Annotated in this window: 28 protein-coding genes; 15 read left to right on the top strand and 13 right to left on the bottom strand. The window is 70.7% G+C overall.

From position 1 onward, the window contains the following. Window positions 1-39: 39 nt before the first annotated feature. Window positions 40-1,497, bottom strand: coding sequence for an MFS transporter (locus JKJ07_RS25895; protein ID WP_438871444.1), 1,458 nt, complete (start codon window positions 1,495-1,497; stop codon window positions 40-42). 32 nt (window positions 1,498-1,529) lie between these two features. Between JKJ07_RS25895 and JKJ07_RS25890 the strand changes: the two genes are divergently transcribed. The 4 genes from JKJ07_RS25890 to JKJ07_RS25875 all read left to right on the top strand — a co-directional run bounded on the left by JKJ07_RS25890 (window position 1,530) and on the right by JKJ07_RS25875 (window position 7,021). Beyond that, window positions 1,530-2,564 (top strand): Gfo/Idh/MocA family protein, encoded by a 1,035-nt coding sequence (locus JKJ07_RS25890; protein ID WP_202994362.1) that lies wholly within the window; start codon window positions 1,530-1,532, stop codon window positions 2,562-2,564. A gap of 80 nt (window positions 2,565-2,644) precedes the next feature. Continuing rightward, on the top strand, window positions 2,645-5,704 hold the full coding sequence (locus tag JKJ07_RS25885; protein WP_202994361.1) for a putative bifunctional diguanylate cyclase/phosphodiesterase: 3,060 nt from the start codon (window positions 2,645-2,647) through the stop codon (window positions 5,702-5,704). Window positions 5,705-5,756: 52 nt separating this feature from the next. Continuing rightward, window positions 5,757-6,413, top strand: a complete 657-nt coding sequence (locus JKJ07_RS25880) for a GNAT family N-acetyltransferase (protein WP_202994360.1) — start codon at window positions 5,757-5,759, stop codon at window positions 6,411-6,413. Window positions 6,414-6,436: 23 nt separating this feature from the next. Further along, window positions 6,437-7,021 carry a DinB family protein gene (locus tag JKJ07_RS25875; protein ID WP_202994359.1) on the top strand — a complete coding sequence of 195 codons (585 nt, stop codon included), beginning with the start codon at window positions 6,437-6,439 and terminating at the stop codon, window positions 7,019-7,021. On the opposite strand, the gene JKJ07_RS25870 is transcribed toward JKJ07_RS25875, so the two are convergent. The 3 genes from JKJ07_RS25870 to JKJ07_RS50125 form a co-directional block, all read right to left on the bottom strand. Further along, complete coding sequence (locus JKJ07_RS25870; protein WP_202994358.1) at window positions 6,982-7,734, bottom strand: hypothetical protein; 753 nt, start codon at window positions 7,732-7,734, stop codon at window positions 6,982-6,984. The two genes, JKJ07_RS25875 and JKJ07_RS25870, sit on opposite strands and share 40 nt — an antisense overlap. A 76-nt stretch (window positions 7,735-7,810) precedes the next feature. Further along, a complete protein-coding gene (locus JKJ07_RS25865; RefSeq protein ID WP_202994357.1) occupies window positions 7,811-8,314 on the bottom strand; it encodes an SRPBCC family protein in 504 nt (167 codons plus the stop codon). Then, window positions 8,311-8,817, bottom strand: coding sequence for an ArsR/SmtB family transcription factor (locus JKJ07_RS50125; protein WP_202994356.1), 507 nt, complete (start codon window positions 8,815-8,817; stop codon window positions 8,311-8,313). The genes JKJ07_RS25865 and JKJ07_RS50125 overlap by 4 nt, the downstream gene beginning before the upstream one ends. 475 nt (window positions 8,818-9,292) lie before the next feature. Here JKJ07_RS50125 and JKJ07_RS25855 point away from each other — a divergent pair, with 475 nt between their 5' ends. Continuing rightward, a complete protein-coding gene (locus JKJ07_RS25855; RefSeq protein WP_202994355.1) occupies window positions 9,293-10,069 on the top strand; it encodes an isocitrate lyase/PEP mutase family protein in 777 nt (258 codons plus the stop codon). Here JKJ07_RS25855 and JKJ07_RS25850 read toward each other — a convergent pair. Then, a complete protein-coding gene (locus JKJ07_RS25850; RefSeq protein ID WP_202994354.1) occupies window positions 10,050-11,225 on the bottom strand; it encodes an acyl-CoA dehydrogenase family protein in 1,176 nt (391 codons plus the stop codon). The genes JKJ07_RS25855 and JKJ07_RS25850 overlap by 20 nt on opposite strands. Window positions 11,226-11,239: 14 nt before the next feature. After that, window positions 11,240-11,647, bottom strand: coding sequence for a DUF1810 domain-containing protein (locus JKJ07_RS25845; RefSeq protein ID WP_202994353.1), 408 nt, complete (start codon window positions 11,645-11,647; stop codon window positions 11,240-11,242). 87 nt (window positions 11,648-11,734) lie between these two features. Here JKJ07_RS25845 and JKJ07_RS25840 point away from each other — a divergent pair, with 87 nt between their 5' ends. The 4 genes from JKJ07_RS25840 to fliQ all read left to right on the top strand — a co-directional run bounded on the left by JKJ07_RS25840 (window position 11,735) and on the right by fliQ (window position 14,021). Then, entirely contained in the window at window positions 11,735-12,205 is a 471-nt protein-coding gene (locus JKJ07_RS25840) for a ricin-type beta-trefoil lectin domain protein (protein ID WP_202994352.1), read from the top strand. Between the two features lie 27 nt (window positions 12,206-12,232). After that, window positions 12,233-13,039, top strand: coding sequence for a hypothetical protein (locus tag JKJ07_RS25835; RefSeq protein WP_202994351.1), 807 nt, complete (start codon window positions 12,233-12,235; stop codon window positions 13,037-13,039). Between the two features lie 19 nt (window positions 13,040-13,058). Then, the gene (locus tag JKJ07_RS25830; RefSeq protein WP_202994350.1) at window positions 13,059-13,667 is read left to right on the top strand and encodes a maleylpyruvate isomerase N-terminal domain-containing protein; all 609 of its coding nucleotides are present in this window, start codon (window positions 13,059-13,061) and stop codon (window positions 13,665-13,667) included. Window positions 13,668-13,748: 81 nt separating this feature from the next. Continuing rightward, on the top strand, window positions 13,749-14,021 hold the full coding sequence (gene fliQ, locus JKJ07_RS25825; RefSeq protein WP_202994349.1) for a flagellar biosynthesis protein FliQ: 273 nt from the start codon (window positions 13,749-13,751) through the stop codon (window positions 14,019-14,021). Window positions 14,022-14,053: 32 nt separating this feature from the next. Here fliQ and JKJ07_RS25820 read toward each other — a convergent pair whose 3' ends face one another. Beyond that, window positions 14,054-15,217 (bottom strand): ROK family transcriptional regulator, encoded by a 1,164-nt coding sequence (locus JKJ07_RS25820; RefSeq protein ID WP_202994348.1) that lies wholly within the window; start codon window positions 15,215-15,217, stop codon window positions 14,054-14,056. A 90-nt stretch (window positions 15,218-15,307) separates the two neighbouring features. On the opposite strand from JKJ07_RS25820, the gene JKJ07_RS25815 reads away from it, so the two are divergent. The 4 genes from JKJ07_RS25815 (at window position 15,308) to JKJ07_RS25800 (ending at window position 19,075) form a co-directional block, all read left to right on the top strand. Continuing rightward, window positions 15,308-16,576, top strand: coding sequence for a DUF1479 domain-containing protein (locus JKJ07_RS25815; RefSeq protein ID WP_202994347.1), 1,269 nt, complete (start codon window positions 15,308-15,310; stop codon window positions 16,574-16,576). A gap of 192 nt (window positions 16,577-16,768) precedes the next feature. Continuing rightward, window positions 16,769-17,257, top strand: coding sequence for a GNAT family N-acetyltransferase (locus JKJ07_RS25810; protein ID WP_202994346.1), 489 nt, complete (start codon window positions 16,769-16,771; stop codon window positions 17,255-17,257). A gap of 125 nt (window positions 17,258-17,382) precedes the next feature. Further along, a complete protein-coding gene (locus JKJ07_RS25805) occupies window positions 17,383-17,979 on the top strand; it encodes a sugar O-acetyltransferase (protein WP_202994345.1) in 597 nt (198 codons plus the stop codon). A gap of 112 nt (window positions 17,980-18,091) precedes the next feature. Further along, complete coding sequence (locus tag JKJ07_RS25800) at window positions 18,092-19,075, top strand: LLM class flavin-dependent oxidoreductase (RefSeq protein WP_202994344.1); 984 nt, start codon at window positions 18,092-18,094, stop codon at window positions 19,073-19,075. A 110-nt stretch (window positions 19,076-19,185) separates the two neighbouring features. On the opposite strand, the gene JKJ07_RS25795 is transcribed toward JKJ07_RS25800, so the two are convergent. The 3 genes from JKJ07_RS25795 to JKJ07_RS25785 are packed head-to-tail and all read right to left on the bottom strand — an operon-like array spanning window position 19,186 to window position 21,463. After that, window positions 19,186-19,680: a DUF1990 domain-containing protein gene (locus JKJ07_RS25795; RefSeq protein WP_202994343.1), complete on the bottom strand. Its 495-nt coding sequence runs from the start codon at window positions 19,678-19,680 to the stop codon at window positions 19,186-19,188. Beyond that, on the bottom strand, window positions 19,677-20,843 hold the full coding sequence (locus JKJ07_RS25790; RefSeq protein ID WP_202994342.1) for a PrsW family intramembrane metalloprotease: 1,167 nt from the start codon (window positions 20,841-20,843) through the stop codon (window positions 19,677-19,679). Before JKJ07_RS25790 ends, JKJ07_RS25795 begins: the two co-directional genes overlap by 4 nt. After that, window positions 20,840-21,463 (bottom strand): hypothetical protein, encoded by a 624-nt coding sequence (locus JKJ07_RS25785; RefSeq protein WP_202994341.1) that lies wholly within the window; start codon window positions 21,461-21,463, stop codon window positions 20,840-20,842. The genes JKJ07_RS25790 and JKJ07_RS25785 overlap by 4 nt, the downstream gene beginning before the upstream one ends. Window positions 21,464-21,547: 84 nt before the next feature. On the opposite strand from JKJ07_RS25785, the gene glgX reads away from it, so the two are divergent. Together glgX and JKJ07_RS25775 are read left to right on the top strand one after the other, a co-directional pair. After that, window positions 21,548-23,656 carry a glycogen debranching protein GlgX gene (gene glgX / locus JKJ07_RS25780; protein WP_202994340.1) on the top strand — a complete coding sequence of 703 codons (2,109 nt, stop codon included), beginning with the start codon at window positions 21,548-21,550 and terminating at the stop codon, window positions 23,654-23,656. 55 nt (window positions 23,657-23,711) lie between these two features. Further along, window positions 23,712-24,230: an SET domain-containing protein gene (locus JKJ07_RS25775; protein WP_236029865.1), complete on the top strand. Its 519-nt coding sequence runs from the start codon at window positions 23,712-23,714 to the stop codon at window positions 24,228-24,230. A 52-nt stretch (window positions 24,231-24,282) separates the two neighbouring features. Here JKJ07_RS25775 and JKJ07_RS25770 read toward each other — a convergent pair whose 3' ends face one another. From JKJ07_RS25770 to JKJ07_RS25760, 3 genes are all read right to left on the bottom strand, one after another. Then, complete coding sequence (locus tag JKJ07_RS25770; protein WP_202994338.1) at window positions 24,283-24,510, bottom strand: hypothetical protein; 228 nt, start codon at window positions 24,508-24,510, stop codon at window positions 24,283-24,285. Window positions 24,511-24,567: 57 nt separating this feature from the next. Further along, window positions 24,568-24,807: a hypothetical protein gene (locus JKJ07_RS25765; RefSeq protein WP_236029864.1), complete on the bottom strand. Its 240-nt coding sequence runs from the start codon at window positions 24,805-24,807 to the stop codon at window positions 24,568-24,570. A gap of 63 nt (window positions 24,808-24,870) precedes the next feature. Further along, window positions 24,871-25,983: a citrate synthase 2 gene (locus tag JKJ07_RS25760; protein WP_202994337.1), complete on the bottom strand. Its 1,113-nt coding sequence runs from the start codon at window positions 25,981-25,983 to the stop codon at window positions 24,871-24,873. Window positions 25,984-26,000 lie beyond the last annotated feature (17 nt).

The following is a 26,000-nucleotide window of genomic DNA, read 5'->3' as shown; positions in this document are numbered from 1 at the left end:
CGCGTGTGCCGCCATCGCGGCTTCTCCGCCACGGGTTTGTCAGCCTGACGCGCGCGCCGACATCGCGCCTTCCTCCGCCCGGTGGTGGCGGCCCGAGAGCACGTCGGCCAGCGCCGCGACCAGGGCGACCGCCACGAAGCTGACGGTCAGCCACAGCGAGCCGCGGAAAGCACCGCCCCAATCGCCCTGACCGGCGGCCAGGCGGTTGAAGAAGAAGGAGCCCACCGCGGCGATCCCCATCGCCGTGCCGATGCGCTGGCCGGTCTGCAGCACGGCCCCGGCGCTGCCCGCCCGTTCCACCGGCACCTCCGAGAGGGTCAGTGTCTGGTTCGGGCTGATCACGAAGCCGCTGCCGAGCCCGGCCACCAGCAGCGGGAGCGCGGCCGCCCAGCCGCCACCCGAGCCGGGCACCAGCCGCAGGGCGATGTCGGCCGCGGCCAGCCCCACGATGACCGCGATCAGACCGCCGACGACCATGTGCCGGCCGAACCGCTGCACGAACCGGCCGCCGACCGCGGACGCGATGGCCGAGCCGACCGCGAACGGGGTGATGGCCAGTCCCGCCTCGAGAGCGCTGTAACCGAGGCCGCTCTGCAGGTAGAGCGTGTAGATGAAGAAGATCGTGGTGAACCCGGCGAAGTACAGCAGGCCGATGAGCGCGCCCAGCCCGTACGAGCGGACCTTGAACAGGCTCAGCTCGACCAGCGCGGTACCTTTGTATCGGCGTTCCCACGTCCAGAACGCCGCCAGCACCGCCGCTCCCGCCACCACCAGCAGCCACTTCCAGGAGCCGGTCCACTCGCGCTCCTGCACCAGCGGCAGCAGCACCAGCACCACGCCCAGGCCGAGCAGGACCACGCCGACCGGGTCGAGGCTCTCCCGGCGCTTGCCGTTCTGCGCGAGCGGGATCCAGCGCATCCCGAGGATCACGGCGACGATGCCGATCGGCACGTTGAGGTAGAAGATCCAGCGCCAGCCCTCGCTCGGCCCGAGCAGCGCGATGAGCAGGCCGCCGAGCAGCGGGCCGACCGCGGTGGAGACGCCGATGGTGGCGCCCAGCAGGCCGAACGGCTTGCCCCGCTCCTTGGGCGCGAACATCTGCTGGATCAGCCCGGAGACCTGCGGGTTGACGATGCCGGCGGCGGCGCCCTGCACGAGCCGGGCCACGACCAGCCACAGCGCCGACTGGGCGAGCCCGGCGGCCGCGCTGGCCAGGGTGAACAGGATCAGCCCGGCGACGAAGACGTTGCGCCGGCCGCGGGCGTCGCCGAAGCGGCCGGCCGGCACGAGCAGCAGGCCGAACGTCAGCGCGTAGCCGGAGAGCACCCACTGCAGCTCGGCCGAGCTGAGCTGAAGCTCGTCACGGATCGACGGCAGGGCGACGTTGACGATGCTCACATCGAGCAGGGTCATGAAGCCCGCGACCAGGGCAACGGTGAGCGCTTTCCAGCGCGTGGACTGTTCGGGTGTCACGGTCCGACCGATTCCCCGCTCGATCGGCGGCTAACCCGCGATCTAATGTGTGCCGCATGACGTCGTTCGCGGTGGTGGGTTCCGGGTGGCGGGCCGAGATGTTCTGGCGGTTGGCGGCGGCCCTGCCCGACGTCGAATGCCTGGGCGCGGTCGTGCGCACACCCCGCGAGCTGCCGGTGCCCACGTTCACCGCGCTCGACGAGATCCGGCCCGACTTCGTGGTGACGGCCGTGCCGTGGCCGGCGAACCCGTCCGTGATCGTCGAAGCGGTTGACCGGGGCCTGCCGGTGCTGGCCGAGACGCCGCCCGCGCCCGATGCGGACGGGCTGGCCGAGCTCTGGCAGCGCACCGGGCAGACCGGGCTGGTGCAGGTGGCCGAGCAATACCTGCTGGTCCCGGCACACGCCGCGCGGCTGGCCGCCGTACGGGCGGGGGTCGTCGGCAAGCCCACGCAGGTGCAGGTGTCGTCGACGCACATGTATCACGCGGTCTCGCTGATGCGCGGCTTCCTGGGCGCCGGCCGCGGCCCGGTGACCGTGCGGGCCACGCGCACCACGGCCCCGCTGGTCGATCCGCTGACGCGCGACGGCTGGACCGACGACCCCGAGCCGAAGCCGGCCACCACCACGATCGCGACCATCGACTTCGACGACGGCCTTTCCGGGCTGTACGACTTCACCGACAATCAGTGGCACAACCAGCTCCGGTTCCGCCGGATCGTCGTCCGCGGGACCCACGGCGAGCTGCGCGACGACGAGGTCGTGCGGCTCACCGAGCCCCGCACCGTCGTGCGCTCGCCCCTCACCCGCCGGCAGACCGGTTACGACCTCGACCTGGACGACTTCGACACCGACACGATCACGCTGGGCGACCGGGTGCTGTTCCGCAACCCGTTCCCCGGCCGCCGCTTCAACGACGAGGAGATCGCGATCGCCACCCTGCTGCGGCAGATGGCCGACTGGGTCCGCGGGGACGGCCCACCGCCGTATCCTCTGGCCGACGGCGCGCACGACCACCTCGTCGCGCTCGCCGTCGAGGAATCGGCCGATACCGACCGTACCGTGACGATCGACGCGCCGCCCTGGCGGTAGATCCGACCATTCACTCAGGCCGGGTCCCGGCCGCCCGATGGAAAGTCAGGACAGCTGGAGCGCGAACCGGAGGAGGGCCGATGACGACGCGAGCCGTTCGCGCCGCTTTCGGCGCGTGGATCGTGGTGCTGTCCGCGATCTACTACGCCTTCCCCGACGCCCACCTGATCACCTGGGCCCTGCTCGGCTACTCCAGCGCCGCGATGGTGCTGGTGGGCGTGCGGATGAACCGTCCCGCCCGCCCCCTGCCGTGGTATCTGATCTCGGCCGGGCTCGTGTTCTTCACGACGGGTGACTCGCTCTACAACTTCATCCTCTTCCTGGGCCAGGAGCCGTCCTTCCCCGGCCCCACCGACGTGCTCTACCTGCTCGTCTACCTGTTCCTGACCGCCGGCTTCCTGCTGTTCGTCCGCTACCGCGGCGGCGCCAGCAACCGGGCCGCCCTGCTCGACGCGCTGGTCCCCACCGTCGGCCTGGGCCTGCTCTCCTGGGTGTACTGGATCGCGCCGTTCACCCGCTCGCACGAGCTCAGCTTCCTGGAGAAGCTCGTCTCGATCGGCTACCCGTTCGGCGACGTGCTCGCCCTCGCGCTCACGCTGCGCATGCTGACCAGCCCCGGCCGCAAGCCCCGGGCGCTGGTCGCCGTCGTCATCGCCATGGCCGGCCTGCTGGTCAGCGACATCTTCTACGGCCAGAGCCAGCTCAACAGCGCCTGGTCGCTCGGCGGGCCGGTCGACCTCGGCTGGATCGTCTTCTACGCGGTCACGGGCTGGGCGGCGCTGATGCCGTCGATGACCCTGCTCACCGAAAAGCTGCCCCAGGCCGCCGCGACCGACCTGCGGAGCGGCCGGCTGGTGCTGATGGCCACGGCCGCCCTGATCGCCCCGGCCGTCCTCTACGCCGAGTGGATCAACGGTGCCGAGATCGAGTCGGCACGCGGCGGGGTCGTCGACGCGCCCGTCATCGCGGGCGCCGCGGCCCTGATGTTCCTGCTGGTGCTGGGCCGGGTCAACGGCCTGGCGGTGGCCCAGCGGCAGGCCCGGGCCCGCGAGCGCGCGTTGCACCAGGCCGGCGCGGCCGTGTTCGCGGCCACCACCGAGGCCGAGGCCGCGCAGGCGGTGCGGGACGCCGTCGCCAAGCTCATGCCCCCCGGCGAGCCGTTCCGCCTCAGCCTCACCGCCGGCTCCCGCGCGCCCCACGAGCCCGGCATCCGCGTGCTGTCCGCCGACGAGCTGCCCGAGGGCGCCCGTTCCGGCGATTTCGAGCATTTCCTGTACGCCACCATGCCGCTGCCCGGCGAGGGCCGCGTCGCCGCCGGGATGCTGGGCGGGCCGGGCGCGGTGCTGCGCGAGATGAAGCCGGCGTTCGAGGCGCTGCTGGGCCAGCTCGAGGTCGTCCTGCAGCGCATCGGGCTGACCGGCGAGGTCAACCGGCGCAACAGCGAAGCCTATTTCCGCACCCTGATCCAGAACGCGTCGGACGTCATCCTGATCGTCGACGGCGACGACACCATCTCGTACGCCTCCCCGTCGGCCGACACCGTGCTCGGCCACCCCGATCTGACCGGCACGCCGCTCTCGGCCCTGATCGCGATCAGTCACCACACCGCGCTGAGCGAGGCCCTGACCGCCGTGCGCACCGGGCGCGACCAGGCCGAGGCGACCGACCTGGCCGTGCTGTGCGGCGACGGCCGGCTGCTCCAGATCGAGTTCACCGGGCGCGACCTGCGCGACGACCCGACCGTACGGGGTCTGGTCCTGACCATGCGCGACGTGACCGAGCGCCGCCGCCTCGAGGACGACCTGTCCCACCTGGCCTTCCACGACGGCCTGACCGGGCTGGCCAACCGCGTGCTGTTCCGCAACCGGCTCGAGCAGGCCTACACCGTGGCCGAGCGCGACGACGAGATCATCGCGGTGCTCTTCGTCGACCTCGACGACTTCAAGGACGTCAACGACACCCTCGGGCACGCCGTCGGCGACCGGCTGCTGGTCAGCGTGGGCGAGCGGATCTCCGAGGTGATCGGGGTGGCGGACACGGCCGCGCGGATGGGCGGCGACGAGTTCGCCATCCTGATCGAGCAGAGCCACGACGCCACCCGGGCCGAGGAGCTGGCCGAACGCATCGTGCAGGCGCTCGCCGTGCCGGTGGAGGTCTCCGACGGCATCGGCGGCACCCACAACGTCAGCGGCGCGGCCAGCGTCGGCGTCGCCACCAACCGCGACGCGGGCTCGGCCACCGAGCTCCTGCGCCACGCCGACCTGGCCCTCTATCAGGCCAAGGGCGAGGCCAAGGGCACCTGGCAGCGCTACCAGAGCGATCTGCACACCGCGATGGTGCAGCGGCTCGAGACCCGCGCCGCGCTGCACGAGGCGATCGACAACGAGCAGTTTGCGGTCATGTACCAGCCGATCGTCGACCTGGGCAGCGCCGAGACCGTCGGCGTCGAGGCGCTGGTGCGCTGGCAGCACCCGGTCCGCGGCCTGCTCGGGCCGTACCACTTCATCGAGGTGGCCGAGGAGAGCGGCGCCATCGTCGAGATCGGCCGGTGGGTCCTGCGGGCCGCGCTGAGCGAGTTCGCGGGCCTGCGCGCCGCCGACCCCGAGAGCACGCTGCGCTACGTCAGCGTCAACGTGTCGGCCCGCCAGTTCCGGACGCCCGGGTTCGTCGACCAGGTGCGCGAGGCGCTCGCCGACAGCGGCGCGCAACCGCAGTGGCTGCTCCTGGAGATCACCGAGAGCCTGCTGCTGCGCGACGCCGACCAGGTCTGGCACGACCTGGGCGAGCTGCGTGAGCTCGGGGTGCGGATCGCGATCGACGACTTCGGCACCGGCTACTCGTCGCTGAGCTACCTGCGGCAGATGCCGGTCGACGTGCTCAAGGTCGACAAGTCGTTCATCGACGACATCCTCGGCAGCGAGCAGCAGCGCGCGCTGGTCGACGCGATCGTCACCCTGGCCCGCAACCTCGACCTGGCCGTGGTGGCCGAGGGCATCGAGGACGAGGGCCAGCGGGCCGAACTGGCCGCGATGGGCTGCCCGTACGGGCAGGGTTACCTCTTCTCGAAGCCGGTGTGGCCGCACGAGATCGTCGCCCGGCGGCGCCCGGCGGCGGAGCTCCGGGATCTCTCCGCAGCCTGAATTCGGGTTCATTCACTAGCGGTCATGGGCGCGAGACGGCAGGGTCGTAGGGGTGTTGGAGAATCCCGTGTGGGCCGCCCTCTCCGGGCCGCAAGCCTGCTTCGCCGAGGCGTCCGGTGACGCCGCCCGTTTCCCGTCCGACATCGGCCCCTGGTGCGCCGTCGCCGACTTCGCCGACCCGCGCGGCTGGGCCGACCTGGCCGAGCTGACCGATCGCGCGCTCATGTCGGCCCCGGCGATCCACGCGCCGGCGGGCTGGGAGCCCGTCTCGGTGACGCCCGGGGTGCAGATGGCCGGTCACACGATGACGGGCGTGCACGACCCCGAGACCGTACGGCTGGGCGAGACCGACGTGCCCGAGATGCTCGACCTGGTGGAGCGGGCCCAGCCCGGCCCGTTCGGCAAGCGCACCGTCGAGCTCGGCAACTATCTGGGCCTGCGGCACGAGGGCCGGCTGGTCGCGATGGCCGGCGAGCGGTTCCGGCTGCCGGGGTGGACGGAGGTCAGCGCGGTCTGCACCGACCCCGCCTTCCGGGGCCAGGGCCTGGCCGCGCGGCTGACGATGGCGGTCGCGGCGGGCATCCTCGAACGCGGCGACCTGCCGTTCCTGCACGTGGCGGCCGAGAACACGGCGGCCGTCCGGCTCTACGAGCGGCTCGGCTTCCAGATCGACCACGAGGTGGTGTTCGGGGCGTACCGCCGAGTCTGATCTCGCGTGCCATGCTGTCGCGCATGATTGACGACTCAGCGATCAAGGCCGATCTGGTGAAGTATCTGCAGTCCGCGCGGGATGCGCTGGTGTGGAAGCTCGACGGTCTCTCCGAGTACGACATTCGCCGCCCCCTGGTGCCGACCGGCACCAACCTGCTCGGGCTGATCAAACACTGCGCGATCATCGAGGCGGGCTACTTCGGCGACACGTTCGGGCGCCCGTTCCCCGAGCCGATGCCGTGGCTCGACGACGACGCCGAGCCCAACGCCGACATGTGGGCGACGGCGTCCGAGACCCGCGACGACATTGTGGGGCTCTACCAGCGGGTCTGGGCGCACGCGGCCGAGACGATCTCGGGCCGGGCACTCGACGGCCTGGGGGCGGTGCCGTGGTGGCCGGCCGAGACGCGGGAGGTTCCGCTGCACCGGGTGCTCGTGCACGTCACGGCCGAGGTGCAGCGGCACGCCGGACACGCCGACGTCGTGCGCGAACTGATCGACGGGGCGGCCGGGCTGAGCAGCAAGAACACCAACATGCCGGAGGCCGACGCCCAGTGGTGGGTGGCCTATCGCGACCGGCTCGAAGAGGTGGCCCGCAGCGTCTGAGGCTCTGTCTTTCTGGGGCGGCGGGCCCGGGGCGGGAGCTTGACGCCGGACAGGGTCCGCATGGCGGCCGGGCCGCGGGAGCGGGCCGGGCGGGTGCGGACCCTGGTGCGGGCGTCGGCGTAGGCCAGCAGGTCGATCGTGTCGCGCTGGCGGGTCGGGTCGGGCTCGGGGCGCTGGGCGTAGGCCGACTCGTCCACCGCTTCTTCGTAGACGACGACCTCCTCGGCCACCGGCTCGGGCGGCTCGGCCGCCTGGAAGATCGTGAAACGCTCGGTCATGGCCACGGCCCGCTCGGGGCTGGCCAGCACGAGCGCGGCGGCCAGGTTGGCCACGGCGAACGGCAACCCGATCACCACGAGGCTGGGCGAGGTGCGGATCGACACGACGGCCAGCACGGCGGCGGCAACCGCGGTGCTCAGGGCGGCCAGCGTGCCGGCCCGCCGGATCGAATAGGCCCCGAACCCGGACAGCCGGATCACCGCGGCGGCGCAGGCGGCGGCCAGCAGCACGGCGACCACCCAGCCCGCCGCGAACGGCCACAGCCGCTGCCACGTGCCGTCCTCGTCGCCGAACACGAACATCAGGAACGGCACGCCGATCACGGCCACCACGAGCAGCAGCACGGCGTCGACGGTGAGCACGATGGCGGCCGCCGCGATCGCGTCGATGCGGTGCCCCCGCGTCTCGCCCGCTTCCAGATCGACCATCGTCACGCCGCCCTCCCCAGAGCCCGCCGCCGTCACCGGTTCGTCGTGACGCTCGACGCTGCACCGTAACGCATGCCCCGGCTCAGGGCCGCAGGGCCTCGTAGTACACCTTCATCGACGGGTAGTAATCGTCGAACACCGGCTGCGCGGCGTCCTCACGGGCGGCGACCAGCATGTCGAGGTAATACTCCCAGCCCGGCCCGACCTCGCCGACACCCTCGGTGGTCGTCAGGTGGTGAATCAGCCGCAGCTCGGTGCGGTCCCCCGCCTCGGCCAGCAGCACCTCCAGCTGCCAGCCGCTCTCCTCCCCCTCCCCCAGGCTCACCACGGCCAGCCGCCGCGGCGCTTCACAGGCCTCGATCCGCATCTCCATCCACGGGGCGCCTTCCTCGTACGCCATCTGCACCTTGATCGTGCGCCCCGGCCCCGGCTCGTCGCCCGTCCACCGCCCGAACCACCGCGCGCTCCGCTCGGGCTCGGTCACGCTCGCCCAGACGTCGTCGATGGACGCCTTGAACGCCCGGCTCAACACCAGATCGGGCCCCCTGCTCGTCTGCTCAAGCCGTCCACTCGGCGGATTAGTCATGCCGTGTCCTCCAGTCGTGTGTCCTGCAAGTCATCCCGCCCCCGACGCACGTCTGCCTCTTCGACGCCACGCCCCCTGCCCGCCCGCCGCACACCGTCCCCTTCGCCACGCCCCTCATCGGCCCGGCGGGCGTCGACTTGCTCAGCGCGACGGGCGTCGAGTTGCTCGGCGCGACGGGCGCGACGGTCGCGGCGGGTCCGGTGCACCTCGGTCTCCAACGCGTCGAGCCGCTGATTCCAGAAGCCGGCCGCCGGCGCGAACCGCGCAATCCAGTCGCCGACCTCGGTCAGCGGCGCCGTGTCCAGCCGATACATCCGTTCGCGGCCGACCAGCGTGTCGTGGACCAGGCCACACTCGCGCAGCACCCGCAAGTGGCGGCTCACCGCGGGCCGACTGATCGGGAACCGCTCGGCAATGCGACGGGCAGGCAACGCACCCTCGCGTAACGCCTCCAGAATCTCGCGCCGCACCGGGTCCGCGATCGCCGCCGCCACCTCATCCACACCAGGAAGGGTAACCTACTGGTTACGCATTAGCCAGCCAGCCAGCGGGCGGGCAGCGGGCGGGCGGGCTGGCAGCGGGCGGGCAGCGGGCGGGCGGGCAGCGGGCGGGCAGCCAGCGGGCGGGCAGCGGGCGGGCGGGCAGCGGGCAGGCGGGCAGCGGGCGGGCAGCGGGCGGGCGGGCAGCGGGCAGGCAGCGGGCGGGCGGGCAGCGGGCAGGGCACCCGGCGTCGCCCGCCAACGACTTCGGCCTTTCGAGCGTCACCACTCACGCACGTCGCCGTGGTGGGTTTCGCGTTCTGGACGCGTAGCGGCCAGCGAAGCCCGCCGCGGTCCCCGCGGGAGCGACGGTCTGCAACCCCCCACCCCGCCGGGACATCTGCCCTTTGTTCTTCCGGATTTTCAACGAGCCAACCCCGACGGGACATCTGACTCTGGTGGATCTGGAGTCGTTGTCGCGGAACCTAAGATCGTCCTTATGAATACACGGTTTCGCTTGCTCCATGAATCCGGGACGTTCGTCATGCCGAATCCGTGGGATGCCGGGTCGGCGCGGATCCTGGAGGGGCTCGGCTTCGCGGCGCTGGCGACCACGTCGTCCGGGTTGGCGGCCGCGCTGGGCAAGGCCGATCAACAGGTCACCCGGGACGAGCTGGTCGCTCATGTTGACGTGTTGACAAGGGCGATCAACATTCCGCTCAACGTTGACGCCGAGCGCTGCTTCGACGACGTGGCCGAGACAGTCGAGTTACTTGCGGCGGCGGGTGCGGCGGGGGTGTCCATCGAGGACTACGACCCGGCTTCGAGCAAGATCGAAACGCTGGAGGCGGGCGCGCAAAGGGTGGCCACGGCCAAGGAGGCCTGCGCCCGGCACGGGGTGGTGCTGACGGCGCGGGCCGAGAATCTGCTCTACGGGCACGACGACCTGGACGACACGATTCGCCGGCTGCGGGCGTATCGGGAGGCGGGGGCCGACGTCGTCTACGCGCCGGGGCTGCGGGAGCCCGGCCACATTGCCCGGGTGGTGGCCGAGGTCGACGCGCCGGTGAACGTGCTGGCTGTGGCGGGGGCGCCGCCGGTAAGCGAGCTGGCGAAACTCGGCGTGCGGCGGGTGTCGACCGGTGGCGCGCTGGCCTGGGCGGCGTACGGGGCACTGCGTGACGCCGCCCGGGAACTGCTCGATCAGGGGACCACGACGTTCCGCTCGCGGTCCCTCACTTCCGACGAGATCGAGGCTATAGCTGACCGTGGTTAGGCGGCTGGACGTCGCCCAGCTCCCACGCGGCCAGGTGGTGATACTTCCAGTCGACGGGATCGTGCACGCTGTGGGTCCGGGCGTTGCGCCAGTGCCGGTCCAGGTCGTATTTGGCGGCGGCCGAGCTGGTGCCGCAGAGCGCGAACAGCTCCGAACCGGCCTCAACGGCGACCTCGCTGCCAAACGCCTTGGCGGCGGCCACGGCGAGCGAGCCCTCGGCGGCGGTCGCGGCGTCGGCGGGCACGCGGCCGATCTCGTCGAGCGTGCGGGCGGCGTCCTTGAGCAGTGCCTCGGCGGCACGGACGCGGGTGGCGAGGCGGCCGTAGCGATACATGACGTGCGGGTCGTCCACAGCCCGGGAAGCACCGGCCCGTACGGCCTCGGTGGACGGACGGGCCTTGTCGCGCAGGTAGGCGCGGGCGTCGGCCAGGGCGCCACCGGCGATGCCGACCTCGATCGCGGCGTGCACGAGCTGGGCGCGGGCGCCGAGCTGCTGCGGCACCTCGTACGCGCTGGTGTAGTCGAGCGAGAACTCGACCGGCACGTCGGTGAACGTCGCGGTGCCGCTGATCGTGGCGCGCTGGCCGATGACGTCCCAGTCGGTGTCGACCGTGACCCCCTCGGCGTCGCGCGGGACGAACGCGAGCACGAGCCGGCCGTCCTCGCCGAGCGCGCTGACGGCGATCCATGCGCTGGTCAGGGCGCCGGTGGTGTAGTACTTGACGCCGTCGAGCCGACCCCCGGCGACACGGGTCTTGAGGTCTTGGGCGTGTTTGCCGCCGCGCTCGGCGAGGGCGTTGCCGATGCGGCGGCCCGCGAGCACCTCGGCGTACAGGCGCTTGCGGAGGTCTTGACCGGCGTGCACGGCGAGGATGTCGAGCAGCAGGAAGTGGGCCTGCGGGACCTGGGCGATGGCCGGGTCGGCCGCGGCGATCAGGCGGGTGACCTCGGCCAGCGTGAACGGGCCGAGACCGGGGCCGCCGTCCTCGACCGGGATCGTGACGGCCAGCAGGCCCGAACGGTCGAGCAGGGCGAGGGCCTCGGTCGGAATGACGTCGGCGCCGTTGCGATCGCGTTCGGCCGCGCCCGGGGCGAGGGCGGCGGCCAGCTCGGTGGCGGCGGTGACGGCTTCGTCGTGGGTCGTCAGGAGGGGCACGCCGACGAGCCTAGTCAGCCCTTCAAGAGGTCGAGGGTGCGCTGGTCGGGGCCGTCGTAGAAGTGGTCGATGACCTGCTGGAACGGGGTCGGGTCGGCGGCCGCGGCGGCGAAGAGGGTCATCGACGACCGCAGCTTGAGGTCGTCGGGATAGCCGAAGACCTCACTGGCGCTTTTATCCGTCTTCAACAGGATTTGCGTGAGAGTGCGGAGGCGCTCGCCCAGCACTGGGTGGTCCAGGTACGCCTTCGCCTCGTCGAGGTCCTTGATGGCGTACAGCTGGGCTGTGGAACTGGAACCGAGACCGGCGAGCTGCGGAAAGACGAACCACATCCAGTGCGTGCGCTTGCGGCCCGACTCCAGTTCGGCCTTCGCGTCCTCGAAGACGCCCTCCTGGGCTTGCACGAACCGGTGAAGACTCATGCGGATCGGCGTTCCCGCTTCGGACGTGCGCAAACGCGCCTACTGTGAGTCGACCCCCCGCCCGCATCTTCGTGGAAGAAGGCTCTCATGCGCGCGGTATTCTCCGCATTCACCCTGGTCGCGGCCCTGGTCGGCCCGGCCGCACCGGCACAGGCGGCGCCGTCCCTGCTGTTCATCAGCAACCACGACGGCCGCTGCCTCGACGCCGACATCTCGACCGCCACCCACGACGGCACCAAGGTGCAGGCGTGGCAGTGCATCGACGGCAACCGCAACCAGCAATGGCGGCATTACAGCGACGGCACGATCCGCAGCCTGTGGGACGGCCGCTGCCTCGACGAGGACATCGCCGGTGGCGTCCGCAACGGCACGAAGGTGCAGCTCTGGGCCTGCAACGGCTGGCTCAACCAGAAGTGGAACGTCAACGCCGACGGCACGATCACGAACCGGCACGACGGCCGCTGCCTCGACGAGGACATCGCGGGCGGCACCCGGAACGGGACGAAGGTGCAGGTTTGGGACTGCAACGGGTGGCTCAATCAGAAATGGCACCGATAACCTCCCAAATCAGACGAGAATGGCCTGATGTCGGACGCCGAGTTTCTCGGGTACGCCGGGTCGCTGGCTGCCGCGGGACTGCTGTTCCTCATCCTCGCCGTGTTCGGGTTCGGCCAGGGCCTGGTGTTGCGCGCGCTCGACGTGCTGCTGGGCCTGGCCTTCCTCGGCTACGCGGGCTATCTCATGGTGGCCGCGCCCGACGAGCCGTTCATGACGTGGCTGGTCTTCCTCACGCCGGCGGTCGGCCTGGCGGTGGCCCTGACCGCGCGGCGGCGGGCCCGGAGCCGGCTCAAGCGCATGGAGGAAGAGCACAGTTCCAAGCCGTACGCGGGGCAGGAAGCGGCCGTCACGTCGGAGCGGCACCCTTATCCGTCGCCGCCGGCGCCGCTCGACCCGTCGGCGCCGGCCCCGAAGGCGTCCCGTGCCGCCGCCTCGGGCGGGCCGTCGCCGGGGATGCCTTCGGGGCTTCCGGAGGCGCCGCCGTCCGGGCTGGGTCAGAGCCCGGCGGAAGCAGCGCCCCGGCCGCCGCGGCCGTCCGGGTTGCCGCAACTGCAGACGCCGTCGCCTGCGCATGCTTCCGATGCGCCGCCCGCCTCGCATGCCGCGCCGTCACCGCCTCCTGCGCACGCCTCGCCGGGTTCCCACGTCTCGCCCCCTTCGCCCTCTCACCCCTCGGCGCCCGCTTCCCCTTCGCGGGCTTCGCATGCTGAGCCGGGGATGGCGTCGGCCGCGGAAGAGGAACGGGCGTATCGGGCGCGGCACGGAGCTGGCGCTGAGGACACGGCGCATCACGACTACACGGGTGGGCGTCACCGGGCTGATGGGGAGTCGTGACCCTGACTAGATTGTCGGGGTGGATTACCGCCGGACGTATCGCTCCGCCGCCGTCACCTTCGTCGACCTCGTCGGCCGGGTGCCCGCCGACCGCCTCGACGGCCCCGGCCTCGGCGACTGGTCCCTGCGCGCGCTGATCGGGCACACGCTGAGCTCCGCGCTCGTCCAGGTTCCCACGGTTCTGGGCACTCCCACGGCGCCGGTGAACGTCGCCGCTCCGGAGGGTTATTTCGCTTTCGTACGGGATGTGCCCGCCGAGGTCTACGCCGCGGCGCTCGCCGCCTCCGAGGTCGACGCGCACGACTCGGCCGCCTCGATCGACGACGCCGGTGCCCTGGCCGGCCGGGCGACCCAGGCCCTGGCCGCGGTCGGCGACGACGATGTGGTGTCCACACCGGTGGGCGGCATGCGGGTCCGCGACTGGCTCCCGACCCGGACGTTCGAGCTGGTCGTGCACGGGACGGATGTGGCGCTCGCGGCCGATGTGCCGGTCGAGTTCGACCCCGCTGCCGCCTCCGAGGCGACGCTGCTGGCCGCCAAGATCGCGGTGGCCCTGGGTGACGGCCCGGTGGTGCTGCGGGCGTTGACGGGCCGGGCGTCCCTTCCCGGCACGTTTTCGGTGGTTTGAACCTGAGGATTTCCGGCCGGTCTCACCGAACTGCAACCGTCTTGCACTCGGTCGCGCAACCCCTCACCCGAAGAGGGAGATATGACCGACACGATGATTATCGAGCTGGGTCTGGGAGCCATGACGATCGCGGCCAAGATGTGTGCCCCGGTTCTGCTCACGGCGCTGGCCATCGGTTTCGCCATCTCGCTGTTCCAGTCGGTGACCCAGATCCAGGAAGCCACCCTGTCCTTCGTCCCGAAAGCCGCCGCCGTCTGCGGCGCCCTGCTCTTCTCGGGCAACTGGATGCTCCACGAAATGGTCAACTACACGACCCAGCTCTTCGGCCGCATCCCCGAACTGATCGCCGCCTGACCCCACCCCGGACCTGACCCCGGCCGCGCTGGTCAGCGGCTGAGGATGAGTTCGCGCACCCTGTCGAGGGCGTCGGCCCGGGCGCCCGACAGCGACGGCTCGTTGTCCACAGCCGCCGCCCGCACCTGGACGTTTCGGGGCAGCCGCGCCGCCTCCTGGGCGATGTCGTCGACGAGGCCGATCCCCCAGCGTCCGCCGATGACAATGACTTCGGGGTCGATCAGCGTGCCGAGGGCCGCGATCAGCCCGCCGACCGCCGAGACCACTTCCGGCGGCCGCTTCTCCAGGAGCAGGTCGACATCGATGGCCGTCGCGCCACCGGCCCGCCGCAATCCGAGCAGCCCGAACACCTCGATCAACGGCATCGCCACCCCACCCGGCCCCACCGTGATGAGGTGCGCCACCTCGCCGGCCAGCCCGTGATGCCCGCGCCGCACCTCGCCGTCGCTGACGATCGCGCAACCGAGCCCCTCGTCGAGATAGACGTACGCGAAGTCGTCCAATGGATCGGCCTTGCGCTCGGCCTCGGCCGCCCAGTTGACGTCGTTATCAACATGAACAAGCCCGTCAACACGGCCCGCCAGCACCGCCACCGGGTCGATCTCCCCGAGCAGGAAGGGCGCATCCGGCAACTGCAGAAGCCGCCCACTGTGCCGATCCACCGGATCCGCCGCACTGACCACGGCCAGCCGAGGCCGCACCGCGTGGTCGGCACTCCAGCTTGCCGTCGCCGCTCCGGCGCCGCTTCCCACCGAGCCATCCCCCCGGCCCGCAAAGCCGTGGCCGCAGACCTCGTCCACTGCTTCGGCCAGGGCCTGAGCGACGTCGTCCGGGCGCGCGGGGCGGCCCACCGCGGCCTCGGCGCGGGCGATCAGGTCGCCGTAGGCGTCGATGTGCTCGGCCACTACGCCCTCGGGGGCGATACTCACGGCGAGCGCCGTCCCGATTCCGGGGGCCAGCGAGTAGTAGGTGCCGACGCGGCCCTTGCCCCGGCCGCCCGGTGTGCGCCGGCCGGTGTCCACAACCAGGCCGGCCTCGGTCAGGCGGCGCACACTCTCGCCGGCTGTGGGTTTCGAGATGCCGGTCTCTGTGGACAACTCCGCGCGCGTCAGCAGCCGATGGCGCATCAGGGCGCGCAGGACGTGCTCGTCGGTGAGCGTCCGCAAGATCTCCTGCGAGGGCCGGGCCGGATCCACGGTGCCATTCTAGTCAGGGCTCTTGCCTAGAAGGGCCGCGGGGCCTTACCGTCCTTCTAGTTAAGGGACGTGACTAGAAGGAGGCCCGCCATGCCACTCCCCCATTGGGAGGAGACGCCCGCCGATCTGACCGGGGCGATCCGCGAGATCAAGACCGCTCTGCGAGCCCAGATCAACGCCTCCGGCCGTACGGTGGAAGAGGTCTTCGCCGTCGCCGAGCGTGACGTGGCGGCCGAGGTGGCCGAGATCGCCGCGGCCAAGGCCCGGGGCGAGGCGGTGTGGCCGGTCATCTCCTACGCCGACATCGAGGCCGGCACGGTCAGCGCGGCCGACGTCGCCAAGCTGCGCAAGCGCGGCTGCCTGGTGGTGCGCGGCCACTTCCCGCGCGAGCAGGCCCTGGGCTGGGACGCCGGCATCGTGCGATACGTCGAGGAGAACGAGTTCTTCGAGAACTACCGCGGCCCCGGCGACGACTTCTTCGGCAGTGTCGGCTCGAAGCCCGAGATCTACCCGATCTATTGGTCGCACGCCCAGATGGAGGCCCGGCAGAGCGACCGCATGGCCCATGTGCAGGCGTTCCTCAACAGCCAGTGGAAGCACACCTCGGACGACGGCACCCAGTGGTTCGACCCCGGGCGCGACTCGCTCTACCCCGACCGCATCCGCCGCCGTCCCGAGGGCGCCGACTCGGCCGGGCTGGGCACCCACCTCGACCCGGGCACGCTCGACCTGTGGATGACACAGGCTTATCAACAGGCGTTCCGGCACCTGTTCGACGGCTCTGTGGAGAAGTACGACCCGTGGGACGCCGCCCACCGCACCTCCGGCCCGCAATATCCCGGGTCCACCATGTGCTCGGCCTTCCGTACGTTCCAGGGCTGGACGGCGCTCTCCGACATGGCCCACGACCAGGGCGTCCTGCACACCGTGCCGATCCCCGGCGCGATGGCCTACCTCATGTTGCGCCCGTTGCTCAGCGACGTCCCCGACGACGAGATGTGCGGGGTGACCGTCAACCAGGTCTTCCCGGCCACCGACAAGTGGCACGGCCTGTTGATGGAGGCCCTGGCCGGCATCCCCGACGTGCAGGCGGGCGACTCCGTCTGGTGGCACTGCGACATGATCCACAGCGTCGCCCCCGTCCAGGACCAGCAAGGCTGGGGCAATGTCATGTACATCCCCGCCGCCCCGTGGTGCCCCCGCAACGAGGCGTACGCGTCCTCGGTCCGCGAGGCCTTCCTGACCGGTTCGAGCCCCTCGGACTTCCCGGCCGAACACTACGAGCGCGACTGGAAGAACCGCTTCACCGAGGCCGACCTGAACACCACCGGCCGCCGCGGCCTCGGCCTGGCTTCCTGACCACGCCGCTTCTTGTGCTCGACGGTCTGGCCGGTCAGCCGCTGCCGATCACCTCGTCACCCGGCGATCGCCTGTCCGATGCCACGCTCCCCTGGCTGGGCCCGGGTGGGCGGCCGGGCCCGGTGGGCGGCCGGGCGTCGAGCGGTCGGAAATCGACTGTCAGTGTTTGGGTGTCGGCAATAGTGTCTCCGCATGATCAACGTGCGGCGGGCCACTGTCGAGGACGCGGCGGAGCTGGTGCGGCTGCGGGGATTGCTGTTCGGCATCCCTGCCGCGTCGAACGAGAACGGGTGGCGCGACGCCTCACGGCAAATCCTTGTCCGCCGGCTGTCCGCGGCGTCACCGACGATGGCCGGCTTCGTCGTGGACCAGCCCGAGCGGTCACTCCGCACCGGTGCCGCGCTCGCGGCGAGCGCTGTGGGCATCATCGAGGAGCGGCTGGGTGGGCCCGGTAACCCGCGGGGGCTGGTCGGGTACATGTTCAATGTGGCCACCGACCCGGCGCACCGACGTCACGGATACGCTCGCGCCTGCACTGCGGCGCTCCTCGCATGGTTCGCCGCCGAAGGGGCGTTCGTCGTCGATCTCAAAGCCACCTCCGCCGCGGAACCCCTCTACGTCTCTCAGGGGTTCGTCCGGACCGCCGACCCGGCGATGCGTCTGGCCCTCCCCCACGACTGAGCGGAACCGACGCGACCACGCATGGTCCGCACTCATCGAAGATCGATCGTCGGGGCCGGGATACGACATCCTGGGGTTGATCTTCCGTGGGTTGTCCACAGGAGCGGTCCGAGCGAGGAGGAGCTGTGACTCTCGAGGAGCAGCGCCGGCACATGTTGACGGGATCGATGTATGACGACTTGACTCCCGAACTGCTCGCCGCCCGGCAGCGGACAGTGCTGCTTACGACTGAGTACAACGCCAGTTTCGGGCAGGCGCAGGACGTGCGGGAGGCGATCCTGCGGCGGCTGCTGCGGGACGTGGGCAAGGGCTGTCACTTCGAGCCGACGTTCCGGTGCGAGTTCGGGTTCAACATCAGCGTGGGTGACCGCTTCTACGCGAACTTCGACTGCGTGATGCTGGACGGCGGCGGCATCACGATCGGTGACGACGTGTTGTTCGGGCCCCGGGTCGGGATCTATACGAGCAATCACGCGATCGACTCGTTCGAGCGGGCCGCCGGGGGCTGCTACGCCAAGCCGGTGGTGATCGGGGACCGGGTCTGGATCGGCGGTGACGTGACGATCAACCAGGGCGTGACCGTCGGGACCGGCTCGATCGTCGGGTCGGGAAGCGTCGTGACACGCTCGGTGCCGGCGGGCGTCATCGCCGTGGGTAATCCGGCTCGGGTCCTGCGCGAGATCACGGACGCGGACAAGACCGGTTTCACCCGCGGTTCGTAAGATCAACGAGGCAGCCACCGGGTCATGCGAAAGAGGCAGGCGCCGGCCAAGCGGCAGGCGAGGCGTCCGGAGCCGGTGGCGGCGTGGCCGCGTACGGGAAGGGTGTGTTGACGTGTCGCGTGTTGGGGTCATGTTGCCGCGGGATCTGCCTGTGGACGAGGTCTTGAGTTATGCACAGCGGGCCGACGAGCTCGGCTTCGACGAGCTGTGGGTGGTGGAGGACCTCGGGTTCCGGGGTGGGGTGGCGCAGGCGGGGGCGGTGCTGGCCCGCACGTCGCGGAGCACGGTGGGGATCGGGATTCTGCCGGCCGGTGCGCGGAATGCGGCGTTCGCGGCGATGGAGCTGGCGACGCTGGCCCAGCTGTTCCCGGGCCGGTTGGTCGCGGGGATCGGGCACGGCATGCCCGACTGGATGCGGCAGGTCGGTGCGTGGCCGGCGAGCCCGCTGACGCTGCTCGAGGAGTACACGGTCGCCGTGCGCACGCTGCTGCGCGGCGAGCCGGGGCCGGCGGCCGGGCGTTACGTCAACGTCGAGGGTGTGGTGATCGGCGAGCATCCACAGGTCGTGCCGCCGGTGGTGCTGGGTGTGCGCGGGCCGAAGTCGATCGCCGTGGCCGGGCGGGTGTCCGACGGCGTGCTGCTGGCCGAGCCGGCCGCGCCACCGTACATCGGATCCGCCATCCGGCAGATGGCCGACGGCTCGAACCCGCGCGACACGGTGACCGCCGCCGGGGCGCGTCTCGAGGTGATCACCTACGACGCGGCGGTGGTCGGCGATGACGGACGGGCCGCGCGTGATTTGGTGCGGCCGGGGCTGGCCTGGATCGGGGAGCCGGACTGGGCGCCGCATCTGGCCGACCTGCCGTTCGCGGGTGAGCTCGCCCGGCATCGCCAGGCGTCGGCGGGTCCGGAGGAGTTCGCGGCGACGATGCCTGACGAGTGGGTGCGGGAACTCGCGCTGGCGGGAACGGCCGATGACGTACGGGCTCAGATCGCGGCTCGGCACGCCGCCGGCGCGACCAGCGTGGTGATGATCCCGGCCGAGCCCGATCGCTTGGAGTCGCTGGCCAGGCTGGCCCGGGTGCTGAAGAGGTAACCTCGGCGCCCGCACGAACCGATCGCGCGAAAGCTGTTGCTCCAAGGTCGGCCCAGCCGCCTCCTAAGCGCACAAGATGGTGCAGTGGACGGCCCGGGTCGTGTGGAGGTCTAATCCGGCTGGGCAAGCGACCGCAGGGCCTTGATGTAGCGGTTGGTCGCATAATGCTGCCCGAGCCGGGCGAGCGGGCCGCCGAGGCGGGTCAGCAGCGTGGCCGGCCGGCTGAAGGCGCGGATCCGGAACCGGACCTCGTCGTCGGCGGTCAGGACGACGACCAATGCCTCCTCGCCCCGCTCGGGATGGCCGGGCAATGTGCCGTAGCCGAAGCCTCGCCGCGATGGCTCGTCGACCACGTAGACGACCCGGCACGGCACCGTCAGGCCGTAGAAGCGCAGCACGATATCCACACCCTCGGCGGCCCGTTCCCCACCGCGGACGATGCGGAATCCGGCGGCCCTGTGCATACGCCAGTCGAGCAGGCTGTCCACAGCCCGGTCGAACGCCGCCCGCCCGTGACCGATCAGTTCGTCGCGCACGACGTGGCCGTACCCGGGTGGCAGCGGCTCCTTGCGGGTGGCGCCCACCTCGGCGTACGTGAGGCTCATGGCGCGGCCCCGCGCAGGCGCAACAGCTCCTGGCGAGCGTGGGCGACCCGCGGGGTCTCCGTGCCGGCCGCCGCCGCGATCTCCTGGGCCAGATCGCCGGCGCTCTCGATCAGCAGGTCGGCCCGCCGGCGGTTGTGCACAAGCTTGCGGAAGTGCTTGCGGTCCCTGTGGAGACCGCTCACCGCGGCGAGCAGGTCGTTGTCCACAACCCCGGCCTCCACCTCGGGGGCCAGCAACTCCCGCATCCAGGCCCGCTCGGTGCGCGAGGCCAGCCTGCGCACGACCAGCAGCACGGCGATCGCCAGCGGCATGAGCAGCAGGTACGGCGCGGCGAACAGCAGGAAGTCGTTCCAGCCGAACAGGCCGGCAGCGTCGTCCCACGCGAAGTGCAGGAACATCGCGGCCAGGCACGCCGCCAGGCCGCGGCCGACGTGCCGTTCGCCGGGGGCGCGGCCCAGGATCCACATGAGGCCGGCGCAGAAGATGGCGCTGAACAGGGCATGCGAGGTGATCCCGACGAAGCCGCGCAGCGCGAGGATGTACAGCGACGACTCGACCTGGCCGACGCCGAACGTCGCGGTCGCGTTGTTGTAGGCGTACAGGATGTCCTCTGACACCTGGAAGCCGAGCCCGATGAACGCCCCGATGATGAACCCGTCGTAGCTGCTGCGGACCAGCCGCGGGGCCAGGCCGATGAGCAGGATCAGCCCGAGGCCCTTGCCCCACTCCTCGTTGATCGGCGCGGTCAGCCCGGCGCCCCAGGTGCTCGCCCCGGCCGGCCCGAGCAGCTTGGTCCAGATCTCCAGCATCGCGGTGTTGGCGGGCAGCGCGATCCAGAACGCCGCCGCGCAGAATCCCCAGGCGAACCCGGTCGCCAGCAACCCGCCGGGCTGCGCGGTGTAACGATTTTGGTGGCGCAGGAAGATCAGCCACGGGATCAGGTAGATGCCGAAGAACACGATGCCGCTGGTCACGGCGAGCCGGTAAGTGCCGAAGCCGGCGCCGAAGAACTTGACGATGCCGACCGAGCCGATGCCGACGCCGATCAGCCAGACCCAGAACGCGGCGTTGTGCGGCTGGACGAGCTTGAACGGCGCGCCCCAGCCGGACTGCTCGATGGCGGTGAGCTGGGCGTTCTTGGCGGGAGAACCGATGAGGGTCATGCGCCGCTCCCCGGGGTGATGCTGCGCAGCAGGGCCTCGATCTCGCCCGAGTACTGCTGGAAGGAGTTCGGCGCGGTGCTGACCTCGACCAGCAGGGCCGGGGCGCTGGCCGGCGACGTCACGGACATCTTGAATGCAGCCAGCAGTTCGTCGCCCGCCGGCCCGCTGGCCGTACGGACCACGCCGGCCAGGCCCGAGGTGGTGGTGAATGTGCCGGGCGCGCCCGAGATGTCGGCGTTCGCGTCTTGTGACTGGAGCACCTGGTCGAGGAACTGGGCCGCCGTGCCGTCGAACGCGGCACCCGTCATGTTGATGACCGCACCGGCCTTGGCCAGCTTGACCGTCTCGCGCGCCGGGCTCACGCCGGTGTTGTCGCTGACCAGCGTGCCGTCCTCCAGTTGCCAGCCCACCGGGGGCACCGCGGTCGCGCCGCCACCCAGATCGAGTACGTCACCCGCCTTGATCGGGTTGTCCCACGGCACCACCGCGTTGACGGCGGGCCAGCCGTAGATCAGCAGCAGCGCGACAACCAGGACGAAAAGGGCAGGCTTGAGCCGGCGGCGATCCAGGCCGAGCCACCGATGTTCGACCGGCACCCAGCCCGGTAAATCTGTACTCATGCGCACCCCCTGAGTCACAACCTAGTGCTAGACACAGTCGATCGCGCGGATTGACGGGAGTGGTTAGTGGGAAGCAACGCCCGCATGAAGATCTGGCCCGGGAACCCCTACCCGCTGGGTGCGACCTACGACGGAGGGGGAACGAACTTCGCCCTCTTCTCGGAGCTCGCCGAGCGGGTCGAACTGTGTCTCTTCGACGAGGACGGCAACGAGACACGAATCGACCTGCCGGAACGGGAGGCGCTCGTCTGGCACGGCTATCTGCCCCGGATCGTGCCGGGTCAGCGGTACGGATATCGCGTGCACGGGCCCTACGACCCGTCCCGCGGGCTGCGGTGCAACCCCAGCAAACTGCTCCTCGACCCGTACGCCAAGGCGATTGACGGGCGTAACGACTGGAACGAGGCGCTTTTCGCATACCGGTTCGGCGACCCCGGCTCGACCAACGAGGACGATTCCGCCCCGTACGCGCAGAAGTCGGTCGTTATCAACCCGTTCTTCGACTGGGGCAACGACCGCCCGTTGCGCATCCCGTTCCACCAGACGGTCATCTACGAGGCGCACGTCAAGGGCATGACCGAACGGCACCCGGACATTCCCGACGACGTTCGCGGCACGTATTCGGGCCTGGCGCACCCGGCCATGATCAAGTATCTGCAGCAGCTCGGCATCACCGCCGTCGAGTTGATGCCGGTGCACCAGTTCGTGCACGACAGCACGCTGATCGACCGCGGGCTGACGAACTATTGGGGCTATAACACCATCGGATTCTTCGCTCCCCATAACGGCTACGCCTCGTTCGGCGGGCACGGCGGGCAGGTGCAGGAATTCAAGTCGATGGTGAAAGCACTGCACCAGGCGGGCATCGAGGTCATTCTCGACGTGGTCTACAACCACACCGCCGAGGGCAACCATCTGGGGCCGACGCTGTCGTTCCGGGGCATCGACAATCCCGCCTATTACCGGCTGGTCGACGAGGACAAGCAGTACTACTACGACACCACCGGCACCGGAAACAGCCTCAACGTGCGCCACCACGAGTCGCTGCGGCTGATCATGGATTCGCTGCGCTACTGGGTGACCGAAATGCACGTGGACGGATTCCGGTTCGACCTGGCGGCCGCCCTGGCCCGCGAGTTCCACGCCGTCGACCGGCTGGCCGCCTTCTTCGACCTGGTCAACCAGGACCCGATCGTCTCGCAGGTCAAGCTGATCGCCGAGCCGTGGGACGTCGGCGACGGCGGCTACCAGGTCGGCGGCTTCCCGCCCCTGTGGACCGAATGGAACGGCCGCTACCGCGATTCCGTCCGCGATTTCTGGCGCGGCGAGCCGGCCTCCCTGGGCGAGTTCGCCTCACGCTTCACGGGCAGTTCCGACCTGTACGAGATCGACGGCCGCCGCCCGATCGCGTCCATCAACTTCGTCACCGCGCACGACGGCTTCACGCTCAACGATCTGGTGTCGTACAACGAGAAGCACAACGACGCCAACGGCGAGGGCAATCGCGACGGCGAGAGCCACAACCGGTCGTGGAACGCCGGCGTCGAGGGCCCCACCGACGACCCCGACATCGTGGCCCTGCGCGAGCGGCAGAAGCGCAATTTCCTGGCCACGTTGCTGCTGTCGCAGGGCGTGCCGATGATCTCGCACGGCGACGAGCTGGGCCGCACCCAGGGCGGCAACAACAACGTCTATTGCCAGGACAACGAGATCAGCTGGATCGACTGGCAGGACGCCCGCAATCAGGACGTGCTGACCGGATTCACCCGCCGCCTGACCGAACTGCGGGCCAAGCACCCCATCTTCCGGCGGCGCCGTTTCTTCACCGGCGACCCGCTCGGCGACGACAAGGTGCCCGACATCGCGTGGTTGCGCCGCGACGGTCAGCCGATGACCGAGGCCGACTGGAACACGCGCAGCGGCATGACGATGACGGTGTTCCTCAACGGGCACGGTATTCCGGAACGCGACGCGCTCGGCGAGCCCATCATCGACGACTCGTTCCTGCTGCTGTTCAACCCGCTCGGCGAGAACGTCGAATTCACGCTGCCCGACCGTGCCTTCGGGCGTACGTGGGAAATCGTGGTCAACACGGCCGATCCGCTTCTGGCCGTACGCCGCAAAACCGCGAAGGCGGCCTCGCAGGTCGCGGTCATGGGCCACACGCTGGTCGTACTGAGGTGCCGCTACTGAGGCTCGCGACGACGGCGGGGTTGCAGCCGGGCCGAGCCAGGTGGATCGTGGGCGCATGTGGCCGCCCCCGTCACCTTCGTGCTGGCTGCATCCCGCCGTGGAGGTGCGGTCGTCCCCGGTCGACGGTGACGGCTTGTTCGCTCGGGCCCCGATATCCACAGGGGCGACGGTGTCGCGGCTCGGTGGACTGTTGGTGTCGACGGCGGAGCTGAGCCGAATCCTGTCCGCAGCGGACGGCTATGTTGACGCGATCAATGTTGATGAAGACGCACATCTGGTGTTGCCTGCCGGGACTGCGAACGGCAAGGGGAACCACGGGTGCGATCCGAACCTGTGGTGGGGGCCGCCGTACACGCTCGTCGCGCGCCGGGAGATCGCGGCCGGCGAGGAGCTGACCAACGACTACGCCACGTCGACGGGCGTACGGGAATTTGAGATGTCTTGCCGGTGCGAGGCCGCCGGGTGCCGGGGTGTGGTCACCGGGGAGGACTGGCGGCGGCTCGACCTGCGCGAACGCTACGGGGACCACTGGACGCCCGCACTGCTGCGGCTGATCAGGGCCGACCAGCGATAGCGGGCCTGCGCGGTCAGGATCGGCGATTGCGGAGGTGTCGCAGCCGGCGCGGTCAGTGCCGGCGGTTGCGGGGATGGTTGCGGGCCACTCGCTCGTTGCCGTGCCGATAGTTGCCGGTGAGGCGGGCCATCAGCTCCTGCGGATCGCTCTCGTCCACCTCGGCGAGAAACCGCGCGGCGGTCGCCCCGCGCAGCACTCCCGCCGGCCGCCCATGGTGCAGCAGCTCGACGTCGCCGTTCTTGCGGACCCGATACGTGAATCCCTCCGGTGCACCTGCCACCGGTCCATGGTCTCCACGACGCACGGGTCCGCGCGACCGATTTTCGTCCCGCCCGCGTCAGATGTGCTGCGTCTCGGTGGTGTTCGGGTGCAGCTCAGCGGTGGTCTCCTTGACGAACTTGCCCGTCGTGGTGCTGCGGTGCACCTCGCGGTCGCCGTCCTTGTCCCCACCCACGTGTTCGGTGGTCGTCTCGCGCGGGTTGCGCTCGGTCGTGCTCTCCTTGACGAACCGCCCGCTCTTCGCGCTGCGGTTGATGTCGTGCTCGTTGCCGGCCATGAGAACTCCTCTCGCGGTCATCAGGTGTCCTCTTTGACCTGCCCGTCCCGGCGTGGCCCAAAACCTCCCGCGGCCGACGGGTGCTCAAGATGCGTGGCGTTTGACCGCGGCCTCCCACCCCGGCAGGTCGGCGGCCCGGCGCTCGGCCGGGCCCACGTAGTCGGCCGACGGGCGGATGATCTTGGCCAGGCGCTTCTGCTCGAGGATGTGGGCGCTCCACCCGGCCGTCCGGGCACAGGTGAACATCGCGGCGAGCATGTCCACGGGGACCTCGGCGAAGTCGAGCACGATGGCGGCCCAGAACTCCACGTTGGTCTCCAGCACGCGGTCGGGCTTGCGTTCGCGCAGCTCGGCCAGGGCGGCCTGCTCGAGCTCGAGCGCCACCTCGTAGCGTGGCGCGCCCAGCTCGCGCGCGGCGTCGCGCAGGATGTGGGCCCGCGGGTCCTCGGCGCGATAGATGGCGTGCCCGAAGCCCATCAGCCGCCGCCCGCTGTCCAAGACCTTTTTCACGTACGCCCGGGCGTCGCCGCTCTGCTCGACGTCGGCGACCATGCCGAGCGCGCGAGCGGGCGCCCCGCCGTGCAACGGTCCCGAGATGGCGGCCATCGCGGCGGACAGGCAGGCCCCGACGTCGGCGCCCGTGCTCGCCACGACGCGCGCGGTGAAGGTCGACGCGTTCATCCCGTGCTCGGCGGCGCAGACCCAGTATCGGTCGATGGCCGCCACGTGCCGCGGGTCGGGCTCGCCGCGCCACCGGATCATGAACTGTTCGGTGACGTTGTTGCCCAGGGCCACGACGTCCTCCGGCACCGGCGGCCGATCGCCCCGCGCCGACGCGGCCACGACGGTGAGCATCGCCGCCGATGCCCGGGCCACGTCGGCCCTTGCCGTGGCGTCGTCAACATCGATCAACGGCCGCAACCCGAGTACGGGGGCCAGGGTCGCCGCCGCGGCTTGCACGTCGACCCGCACGTCGCCGCTCCGGGGAGCCGAGACGGGGACAGGACCGGCCGGGATCAGCGGTGTGTCGAACGTGCCGTCGGTGAGCAGGCCGTGGACGTCACCGAACGACACCTGGCCGGCCAGGGAGCGGATGTCGACACCTCGGTAGCGCAGGGCACCGCCGTCGCGGTCGGGCTCGGCGATCTCGGTGTCGAACGCTACGACGCCGGCCAGCCCTGGATTCACAGTCAGCATGACTTGACGATGCGAGC

This window comes from Paractinoplanes lichenicola (assembly GCF_016785085.1).
Taxonomy (GTDB): domain Bacteria; phylum Actinomycetota; class Actinomycetes; order Mycobacteriales; family Micromonosporaceae; genus Actinoplanes; species Actinoplanes lichenicola.
The sequence above is the reverse complement of the archived record's forward strand: the minus strand, read 5'-3'. Positions and strand labels throughout refer to the sequence as shown.